6 protein-coding genes are annotated in these 11,083 nt (G+C 44.4%); 4 read left to right on the top strand and 2 right to left on the bottom strand.

From position 1 onward, the window contains the following. Window positions 1-359 precede the first annotated feature (359 nt). The gene (locus tag QUA02_RS31900) at window positions 360-1,538 is read left to right on the top strand and encodes a M20 family metallopeptidase (RefSeq protein ID WP_333033705.1); all 1,179 of its coding nucleotides are present in this window, start codon (window positions 360-362) and stop codon (window positions 1,536-1,538) included. Between the two features lie 128 nt (window positions 1,539-1,666). On the opposite strand, the gene QUA02_RS31895 is transcribed toward QUA02_RS31900, so the two are convergent. Both QUA02_RS31895 and QUA02_RS31890 read right to left on the bottom strand, forming a co-directional pair. Further along, window positions 1,667-3,505 (bottom strand): glycosyltransferase family 39 protein, encoded by a 1,839-nt coding sequence (locus tag QUA02_RS31895; RefSeq protein ID WP_333033704.1) that lies wholly within the window; start codon window positions 3,503-3,505, stop codon window positions 1,667-1,669. A 252-nt stretch (window positions 3,506-3,757) separates the two neighbouring features. After that, window positions 3,758-3,919 carry a hypothetical protein gene (locus QUA02_RS31890; protein WP_333033703.1) on the bottom strand — a complete coding sequence of 54 codons (162 nt, stop codon included), beginning with the start codon at window positions 3,917-3,919 and terminating at the stop codon, window positions 3,758-3,760. Window positions 3,920-4,283: 364 nt separating this feature from the next. Here QUA02_RS31890 and QUA02_RS31885 point away from each other — a divergent pair, with 364 nt between their 5' ends. From QUA02_RS31885 to QUA02_RS31875, 3 genes are all read left to right on the top strand, one after another. Further along, a complete protein-coding gene (locus QUA02_RS31885; RefSeq protein WP_333033702.1) occupies window positions 4,284-5,474 on the top strand; it encodes a M20 family metallopeptidase in 1,191 nt (396 codons plus the stop codon). Window positions 5,475-5,605: 131 nt separating this feature from the next. Continuing rightward, on the top strand, window positions 5,606-6,985 hold the full coding sequence (locus tag QUA02_RS31880; protein ID WP_333033701.1) for a P-loop NTPase fold protein: 1,380 nt from the start codon (window positions 5,606-5,608) through the stop codon (window positions 6,983-6,985). A gap of 4 nt (window positions 6,986-6,989) precedes the next feature. Continuing rightward, window positions 6,990-11,083 (top strand): eIF2A-related protein (locus QUA02_RS31875; RefSeq protein ID WP_333033700.1); only part of this gene is annotated, 4,094 nt, incomplete at its 3' end.

Below are 11,083 nucleotides of genomic sequence, written 5' to 3'. Positions count from 1 at the left end.
TGTTTTTCTGTCTATTTGGAAACAGAACACCTGTTTTTAGGTTGAAGATAATCCCCAATTATAATTGGGGGGACTCGATACAGAAAAAACTTATCTTTAACTGAGCTTTCAGATATCGTGAGATCCTGCTCTTGGTTGGCGATCGATTATTCAGCAAACCCTACCTAACTCTCTTTTGTCTCTTTTCTCTGCGTCCTCTGCGCCCTCTGCGGTTAGAAAAAAAAATCTTATTCACAAACGAAATAGCATTGCTATCTAAAAGCCCGATCGCACTTTTGTCCCTTATAACCCTGTTCACCCCCAAACATATGCGTTAACCTAGTTGACTACAGCTTGTACCGCACTCCCCAACAAAATTCATGCTTGCCCGCATCAAAGAATTAGCCGCCACCCTAGCACCCCGCTTAATCGAAATTCGCCGCCACATCCACTCCCACCCCGAACTCAGCGGCCAAGAATATCAAACCGCCGCCTATGTAGCCGGAGTTCTCGCATCCAGCGGAGTCCGGGCGATCGAAGGAATCGGCAAAACAGGAGTCCTCGGCGAACTCAAAGGCAACAGCAGCGAGTCTCGGTGGCTGGCAATTCGCACCGATATGGACGCTTTGCCGATTCAAGAACGCACTAACTTAGAATTTGCCTCCCGCAACGAGGGAGTCATGCACGCCTGCGGCCACGACATCCACACCACCGTCGGTTTGGGCGCAGCAATGATATTGTCTCAGCTAGAAGAAAAATTGCCCGGTCACGTCCGCTTCTTGTTTCAGCCGGCGGAAGAGATTGCCCAAGGCGCGCGCTGGATGATTGCAGACGGCGCGATGCAAGATGTTGACGGCATCCTCGGAGTGCACGTTTTCCCGACGATTCCCGGCGGTTGCATCGGTATCCGCCACGGGGCACTGACGGCGGCGGCAGATGACATAGAATTGATTGTGATGGGCGAATCCGGCCACGGTGCGCGCCCCCACGAGGCGATCGACGCAATTTGGATAGCTTCTCAGATCATTACCACTTTGCAGCAGGCCATTAGCCGCACGCAAAATCCTTTGAGGCCGCTGGTTTTGACGATCGGGCAAATTAACGGCGGACGAGCGCCGAACGTGATTGCCGATCGAGTAAAATTACTGGGAACCGTGCGTTCGCTGCATCCAGAAACCCACGAAAAACTGCCGGCTTGGATCGAACAAATTGTTTCCAGCGTCTGCGCGACTTACGGCGCTAAGTACGAACTCACCTACAAGCGCGGCGTGCCCGGAGTCCAAAACGACCCCAAACTCACGCAATTAGTCGAAACTGCGGCTTTAGAAGCTTTAGGTCGATCGCGCGTCCAAATTTTACCAGAACCATCCCTCGGCGCGGAAGATTTTTCGATGTACTTAGAACACGCACCGGGAACCATGTTTCGCTTAGGAGTGGGACTGACTGACAAACCGAACTATCCCCTCCATCACCCGCAATTTGAGGTTGACGAAGCGGCCATCGTCACCGGCGCTGTCACCTTAGCCTATGCCGCCTACCAATATTGGAAACAGGATTAAGGTTGACACTTCTACCTCGCGAATAGCTTATTAAGGAGGATTTAGGGGAATCGTTTATGTACCTCACCAGACAGAGAAACGCTATAGAAGCTGTAGAAATAAATTGTCATAATCCTCCAATTCTACAATTATAAACAGTGATACAATCGGTATTTATAGCCAGCTATTTTGGGTTGAGGTTGCGAATCAATCGCACAGTTTCGCCCTTTTCCTTCCACTGAAGCTGTAAAATTTATCGTCCACAAATCCAAAATTTTTGGCATTTGAGCTAAAGTTTTGTGCAGTGCATCTGTCGCAGTTTGAGAATCACCATCTTTTTTTGCTAAAAGAAATTGAGGATAATTTGGTTGAGACTTTGTACTCAAAGATGAACTAGATAAACGTTTAAATTCCCACGCTATCCCCATCATAGCTCTTGTTTCTGAGTGGCTTTTGCGAACAGTGGCAATTAAAACAGGAATCTTTGGCGATGCTGACTGTATTTTAACAATGTGGGGAACTAAAATATCGGGGCGTTTGGATTTTTGAAAGCCAAAATTTGAAACAACTGTCATACTACCAAGTAAACCCATTAATAAGATGATTGTTACTGCTTTTCTTCCGTCTATTTTTAACGCTAGAATTGGCAATTTTAAAAATTGACTTAATTTATTGTTTGTTTCTAAGTATTGATTTTCCCAACAAACAGCCAAACTTACTGCGAGCAAAATGATAACAGCGGGAAAGTAGACAAACTGATAACGAGCCGCCAAAGTTAGATCGGCACCCAAAATGTAGGTGATCCCTAAAAAGATGGCGATCGCACCCAACATAAACCCGCCTAAAACTTGAGTAATTAAGCTACCATCTGATTCTCCTAACTTAATTTTAAGACCTCTAATCAAAATTGGCAAAGCAAAAAACATGAAAATTAACAATGCCAAACCAGAGGCAAAAATCGCTAGTAAAGATACTCCTTCCACTGGCAATAATGCCAACATTGTCACCATCCACGCTAAAACTCTGGGTGCTGGTTCTAGCAATTCAATCGGGTTTTTTCCCTCATAAATCCAGCGCGTCATTTCACTTTCAGAAGCTGTACGCAATGCCGGAAGCCAAACTAAACATCCCATCAACGTACCCGCAGCAACCGTGTAGATTCGGAATAGAGAATTGGGAATTAGTAATTGAGGACTGAGGGTTAAATCTTGAGTCGAATCTAACTCTAATTTTTCCTGGCGCTCTGTCCGTTTTTTTATCCAAATAACAGCTATTAAACTTAAACCTTCAGCAGCGACAACGAGAACAAAAAAGTAATGTATTGCAATCCCTGAACAGTTAACTACTACCCAAAGTAATCCTGCCCAAATTGGTAAAATGTTACGATTATTTATAGTACGAGTTGCTATTGCCAAACAGCACAAAGAAGCGATAATTAATAAAACTGGTAAAGTGTAGTGTCGAGCTTCTTGGGCGATAAATATCCCGTAGGGAGAAACCGCCATCATTGCGGCCGCCATTTGAGCTATTAAGCGAGATCGAAATGCTACAAAACCAAAGCAAAACATAGCTGGAATTGAGGCGACACCGAGAATCGCAGGAAGCGCTCTAGCGGCCCATAAAGAAACTAAACCCGCCTCGGTCGAAAATAGTTTCATCCACAAATGAGCCAGCACAAAATAAACTGGAGGATGGGTGCTTTCTGTCATCAAATTGTGGATGACTGAGGTGATATTAACTTGAGAATTCACTTGTAATGGCTGCAAGAGGGTATCAAGCGCGATCGCACTATCTAGCGGTATCGTCTGCAAACTATTTCCCAAACTAAAAATTAACGTTGCTATCTCAATTGTTGAAGGTGGCTTATCTGCCAAATTAGTAAAGCGTAAAACTGTGCCAATGGCTATCCATATTAGCACCAGCAATGGATGAAACCAAGGGTTCCCATCATTATTAGCAATTTTTAGTTTTAAACTTGGGACAGTCATTGTTTATACACCCTCAACATTTAGCAGCAAAGTATTCTACCTATCTCGATCCTCAAGTACCTTAAACCGCACCTCAATATCTTGTATGTAGCAGCCTATGCAAGCAAGCAGTGCGTAAATAAAAATCACAACTCTAAAATGGCTGCGATCGCCTTCAACTTGAGTTTAAGCTGCGATTCAAGCATCTGTTAGGGGAGTCCAGCGAAAGGCGCCATCGCCTCCTATTTCCACTACTACCTTAATTCGCGGTTATCAAGTTCGCAAAACCGTCAAATATTCGATTTGACTACCGTTCTTTCTTGACTGTTCCCCTTGCCATCTTTTCCAATACATGATATATTTTGTATGCAAAATAAAGTTTTGCAACTCTTCTAATTGTAACTCTATCAAATCTTTTTGTGACTTGTTTAACATTTTTTTCTCCTTTTTTTCTTTCCTACATGAGCGCGATCGCCCGATGCTCCCACTAACTCTTGTCTCCTCCTTTTTTTTCTTAAATTTGAGCTTACCATTTTTCTTTTATTTACACAAATCCTTCAGACCCGCTGTAGACTGCAAAACGCGAAATTTTATTTCCTTACAACTTCTCTCTAACTCTTTCTCTGCGTTCTCTGCGTTCTCTGCGGTTAATAAAAAAAATTGTTCGGGACATAAAAAAATATTCCCATCAAACAACAGCAATTGTTCCGCGTTTAACCCGCATCGATCGCCCGTAAAAAATCAGAAACTTGCGCTACCGTATTTGATTAAATATCTTACCTTTCCCCCAACAAAATTCATGCTTCCCCGCATCAAAGAATTAGCCGCCACCCTAGCACCCCGCTTAATCGAAATTCGCCGCCACATCCACTCCCACCCCGAACTCAGCGGCCAAGAATATCAAACCGCCGCCTATGTAGCCGGAGTTCTCGCATCCAGCGGAGTCCGGGCGATCGAAGGAATCGGCAAAACAGGAGTCCTCGGCGAACTCAAAGGCCACAGCAGCGAGTCCCGGTGGCTGGCAATTCGCACCGATATGGACGCTTTACCGATTCAAGAACGCACTAACTTAGAATTTGCCTCCCGCAACGAGGGAGTCATGCACGCCTGCGGCCACGACATCCACACCACCGTCGGTTTGGGCGCAGCCATGATATTGTCTCAGCTAGAGGAAAAATTGCCCGGTCACGTCCGCTTCTTGTTTCAGCCGGCGGAAGAGATTGCCCAAGGCGCGCGCTGGATGATTGCAGACGGCGCGATGCAAGATGTTGACGGCATCCTCGGAGTGCACGTTTTCCCGACGATTCCCGGCGGTTGCATCGGTATCCGCCACGGGGCCCTGACGGCGGCGGCAGATGACCTAGAATTGATTGTGATGGGCGAATCCGGCCACGGTGCGCGTCCCCACGAGGCGATCGACGCAATTTGGATTGCTTCTCAGATCATTACCACTTTGCAGCAGGCAATTAGCCGCACGCAAAATCCTTTGAGGCCGCTGGTTTTGACGATCGGGCAAATTAACGGCGGACGAGCGCCGAACGTGATTGCCGATCGAGTAAAATTACTGGGAACCGTGCGATCGCTGCATCCCGAAACCCACGAAAAACTGCCGGCTTGGATCGAACAAATTGTTTCTAGCGTTTGCGCGACTTACGGCGCTAAGTACGAACTCACCTACAAGCGGGGCGTCCCCGGAGTCCAAAACGACCCAAAACTCACGCAATTAGTCGAAACTGCGGCTTTAGAAGCTTTAGGTCGATCGCGCGTCCAAATTTTACCAGAACCCTCCCTCGGCGCGGAAGATTTTTCGATGTATCTAGAACACGCACCGGGAACCATGTTTCGCTTAGGAGTGGGACTGACTGACAAACCGAACTATCCCCTCCATCACCCGCAATTTGAGGTCGATGAAGCAGCCATTGTCACCGGGGCTGTCACCTTAGCCTATGCCGCCTACCAATATTGGAAACAGCATCCAGGTTCACACTAATAGTCTTCGACGTATGGGTGGTCAGCTAACTAACCGTAGGGTGCTTAGCCGGAAAAATGTTTAGTCTCTAGTAATAACATTCAGCCCTGACCCACCCTATAATAACTACAAAAACTAATTTAGAAAATTTTATGAACCTAGATTTCGAGCGATTCTGCGATGCCTGCAACCCCAGTCACTCCCTGATATTGGGCAATGCCGAAGATCGGCGCTACTACATTGATTTTGCTGAGGTGCGCGGTGGAAAAGTTATTAACATACTCAAACGAACAATTACCCGTCTGGCACGAGATAAACCGACTTGCCAATTGTTTACCGGACATATTGGTTGTGGCAAGTCTACTGAATTGTCGCGACTGCAAAAAGAGTTGACAGATGAGGGATTTCATGTAGTTTACTTCGAGTCAACACAAGACCTCGATGAAATGGATCTCGATTTGACAGATATCATGTTAGCGATCGCACGGCGAGTCACCCAAAGCTTGGAAGAGGGCAATATTTCCTTGCAGCCCCAGGGTTTTAAAGAATTCTTAAAAAACAGTTGGAATTTTTTACAGACTCCTGTGACTTTAGAAGCTGAAGGAGAACTTTTTGGCAACAAATTCAAGGGCAATACAGACGGAAATCTGGAAATTTCTCTGCCTTTAGGCATCGCCAAAATCACTGCCAAAACTAAAAGCAATCCCGACTTGCGATCTAAACTGAGACAGTACATGGAACCGCAAGCAAATAAAATGTTAGAACTGATTAATCAAGAAATTATTGATGTAGCAATTAATCAGCTAAAGCAGCGGGGTAAAAAAGGATTGGTGGTGATTGTTGACAACTTAGACCGGATAGTTTCTCGACCCAATGCAGCGGGGCGACCGTTGCCAGAATATATCTTTATCGATCGGGGCGATCAGTTGCGACAACTGAATTGCCATTTGGTTTATACGCTACCTTTGGGATTAATTTTTGGCAATGAAAGTGAAATATTGAAAAATCGATTGGGAGGCGGAGTTGACCCGAAAGTTTTGCCGATGGTGCCAGTAAAGAATAGAGACGGCAGCGAATGTGTTGAGGGGATGAATTTGCTGCGACGCATGGTGATGTCGCGGGCTTTTCCTGATGTGTCAACTGAGGAACATATCACATTAATTACTGAAGTTTTTGACAGTCCTGAAACTTTAGATGAATTGTGCCGAGTCAGCGGAGGTCATCTGCGAAACTTGATGGGGATGCTGTTTGGTTGTTTGCAGCAAGATGACCCTCCAATTTCTCAAGATGTTTTGAAATCAGTGATTCGCAGTTCCCGCGATACTCTCAGTCGCGGCATTGATAACGATGAGTGGGAATTACTTTTTAAAGTGGTGAAAGAACAAACCATTAAAGGAGACAAAGAATACCAAAATTTGCTGCGAAACCTGTGGGTTTTTGAATATGTAGATAATGAAAGAATTTGGTTTGCATTGAATCCGCTGTTGATGGAAACTGAGAAATTCAAGCTGTGGCAACAGCAAAATTCTTGAGATTATGGTAAACTCAAATCTAGCCGAAGATATTGCCGCAGAAAATGAGCGATCGCTCTCTACATTGGTACGGACGATCGCCCGCTTTCAAGGAAGGTTTTCTTTAACTATAGTGCGCTGCAATTATGCTAGCTTGCGTTCTACAATGCTGGAAAAACTGCGCGATCGCTCGACTGTTGAATATCAAGAATTAGCCCTCGAATCTGCTACTAAAACACTTTATCAAACCATTCTCAATGCCGTCCAAGAGCAACCGCCGAAAGCTTTGATAGTTGTTGTTATAGAATCGGTGGTTGCTATTGATGACCTGCTAGCGGGGGCTAATAGAGCGCGAGATCAATTCAAGCAAGATTTTGCTTTTCCTTTGATATTATGGGTTACGGATTCTGTACTGTCTAAATTTAGTCGATCGGCTAACGATCTGAAGTCTTGGGCTCCTCCTCCCATTCAGTTTACAATACCGCCCGATGATTTGATGAATTTGTTGTGGCAAAAAGCAAGTCAAGCTTTTGCTGATGTTGAGAATTTCAAATTAGATGACTGTAAAATTGAGTCTTTGAGGAATGACCTGTCAAGTTTTGGAGAAACATTAAACCCAGAATTGCACGCAAGTTGGCTATTTATTGGGGGTTTAGTTGCATTTCATAAAAATAAAATAAATTTAGCGATCGAACATTATGAGGAAAGTTTGACATTTTGGAAGCAAAATCGCCACTTAGAAAGACAAGGAATTGTCGGCAAGAAGATTGCTGAAGCTTACAACCGCAAAGCTGAATTGCACCGGGCAGGAAATCAAGGTTATTGGCAAGAAGCTAGAAAGTATTTACAGCAATCTCTGGAGATTTTTGAGCAAGTGCAGCGACATGATTTAGCTGCGAAATGTATTAGCGAACTCTGCGAAGTGCTGCGACTTTTACAAGCTTGGGAAGAGTTGGAAAATTTAGCTAAAAAAGCCTTAGAAATTCACGAAAATTACGGCACTCCGAGTCAAGTAGCTGAAGATTACGGCTTTTTGGCTGAGGTGGCGCTGCAACAATCTCAGTGGGAAAAAGCTGGCAAATCGGCTGAATTAGCATTGTCGGTTTTGGCACAAGCAGGAGTATCCCAACAAAAGAATGGTTTGTATCGGTTACTTTTGGCAAAAGCGCAGCGAAATCTCACTCAACAGTCGAACGCAGTTAACAACTTAGAAGTAGCTAAAGAAATCACACAGCCTCAAGATGACGTGCAGCTTTATTTGAGGATTTTAGAAGAGTTGAGAACTCTGTATTTTGAGCAAGGCGAATATTTAAAAGCCTTTTACATTAAACTCGAACAACAAGCAGTTAAAAGCAAATATGGGTTGCAAGCTTTTATCGGTGCCGGCCGCTTGCAGTCGCCGCAACAAATAATTGACATCGGTTTAGAATCCGGTAAGTCAAAAGCTGAAATTGTTGAGGAAATTGAAGCAGCTTCCGGGCGATCGCCCGATATTAAAGAGATAAGTCAACGGCTACGTACATCTGCTTGCAAGCTGACGATCGTTCACGGACAATCTGGGGTAGGAAAAAGTTCGATAATTCAGGCATGGTTAGTTCCGGCACTGCAACTGACAACTTTTGAAGCGCGGGACATATTGCCTGTTTTAGTGCAATCATATCATGATTGGGTGAGGGATTGCGGTGAGTCTTTGAAAGCAGGAATTGAAAAATTAAAAGCTGTGAATTTGTCAGGGGCGATCGACACCCCAACAGCTATTTTAAAACAGTTGCAACTGAATCAAGACCGTAAGTTATTAACTGTATTAATCTTTGACCAGTTTGAGGAATTTTTCTTTGCTTATCGAGATCCAATTGGTAGGCAAGAGTTATATGATTTTCTCGCTGAATGTTTAAATCAGATTAGCGACCTCAAAATTATCCTGTCGCTGCGGGAAGATTATCTTTTCTACTTGTTAGAGTTCAATCGCGCCACCAATTTATCAATTATTGATAACGACATTCTGACGAAAAAAATTTGCTATTACTTGGGAAATTTCTCAATTTCAGATGCGAAAGCTATTGTTCAAACATTAACAAAAGGATCTCAATTTTACTTGGACAATGATTTGGTAAACGCGCTGGTAGAAGATTTAGCAGGTGAAATGCGGGAAGTGCGGCCGATCGAACTTCAAGTCGTGGGAATGCAACTGGAAAAAAGGCAGATTACTCAACTGAGTGAATATCAGCAACTTGGCGTTCGAGCTAAGGTCAAACTGGTTGAGGAATTTTTAGCAGAAGTTATCGCCGACTGCGGGAAGGAGAATAAAGACATTGCCGAACTTGTCTTGTATTTGCTGACGGATGAAAACAACACTCGTCCTCAGAAAACTTTGGTTGAATTAGCAGCAGATTTAGGAAGCGAGTCAAAAAGATTAGAGTTGGTTATCGAGATTGTCGTTAAATCGGGATTGGTGTTAGAAGTGCCAGCAACTCCCATTGAACGTTACCAACTTGTTCACGATTATTTAGTGCCTTTTATCCGGAAACTGCAAAGTGCGGACTCACAATTACGCCAAAAACTCAAGCAGACTGAAGTTGAAAAGCAGATATTAGCAGAGGAGTGGCTGAAAACTGAAATTGAAAAGCAGATATTAGCAGAGGCGCGGCTGAAAGCAGAACAGTTGTCAGCAGCAGCAAAGCGACAAGTTAAATGGCTAACTACTATTGGTGCAACGATATTTAGCATTAGCTTAATTGGTGCTGCAACTGTAATGGGAGTAGCGTGGCAGCAAGTGGACAAGGCACAGAAGTTGACCAAATTAGAGCGATCGGCAAGTGATGCTTTGAGACTGTTTGAGTTGTACAATAACCAAATAGATGCTTTAATCTCAGCCGTAAATACTGGAAAACAGCTCAAAGCTAAAGTTAAAAATGTTCAATCCCTTGCAGATTACCCGATATCTACTCCCCAGATTGCCCTAAGTCAGATTCTCGACAACATCCGAGAACAAAATCGGTTTAAAGGACATCAAAAAGCGGTATCGAGTGTCAGTTTTAGTCCCGACGGCAAATACATCGCTACGGCATCAGATGACAAAACAGCCCGGTTGTGGGATGTCACAGGTAAGTTGATACTAGAATTTAAAGGACATCAAAAAGCGGTAACGAGTGTCAGTTTTAGTCCCGACGGCAAATACATCGCTACGGCATCATTCGACAAAACAGCCCGGTTGTGGGATGTCACAGGTAAGTTGATACGAGAATTTAAAGGAGATCAAGATGCGGTAACGAGTGTCAGTTTTAGTCCCGACGGCAAATACATCGCTACGGCATCTTTGGACAAAACAGCCAGGTTGTGGGATGTCACGGGTAAGTTGATACGAGAATTTAAAGGACATCAAGATGAGGTATCGAGTGTCAGTTTTAGTCCCGACGGCAAATACATCGCTACGGCATCATCGGACAAAACAGCCCGGTTGTGGGATTTAACAGGCAAGTTGAGACGAGAATTTAAAGGACATCAAAGTTCGGTATCGAGTGTCAGTTTTAGTCCCGACGGCAAATACATCGCTACGGCATCATCGGACAAAACAGCCCGGTTGTGGGATTTAACAGGCAAGTTGAGACGAGAATTTAAAGGACATCAATATGCGGTATCGAGTGTCAGTTTTAGTCCCGACGGCAAATACATCGCTACGGCATCATCGGACAAAACAGCCCGGTTGTGGGATTTAACAGGCAAGTTGATACGAGAATTTAAAGGACATCAAAGTTCGGTAACGAGTGTCAGTTTTAGTCCCGACGGCAAATACATCGCTACGGCATCATGGGACAAAACAGCCCGGTTGTGGGATGTCACGGGTAAGTTGATACGAGAATTTAAAGGACATCAAGATGAGGTATGGAATGTCAGTTTTAGTCCCGACGGCAAATACATCGCTACGGCATCATCGGACAAAACAGCCCGGTTGTGGGATGTCACGGGTAAGTTGATACGAGAATTTAAAGGACATCAAGATGAGGTATGGAATGTCAGTTTTAGTCCCGACGGCAAATACATCGCTACGGCATCATTGGACAAAACAGCCCGGTTGTGGGATTTAACAGGCAAGTTGATACGAGAATTTAAAGGACATCA

Origin of the sequence: Microcoleus pseudofavosus SVA1_A4, from assembly GCF_036700565.1 — a bacterium.
In the GTDB taxonomy this organism is placed as follows: domain Bacteria; phylum Cyanobacteriota; class Cyanobacteriia; order Cyanobacteriales; family Microcoleaceae; genus Microcoleus.
Note: the sequence above shows the minus strand (reverse complement) of the source record. Positions and strands in the feature narration are given on the sequence as shown.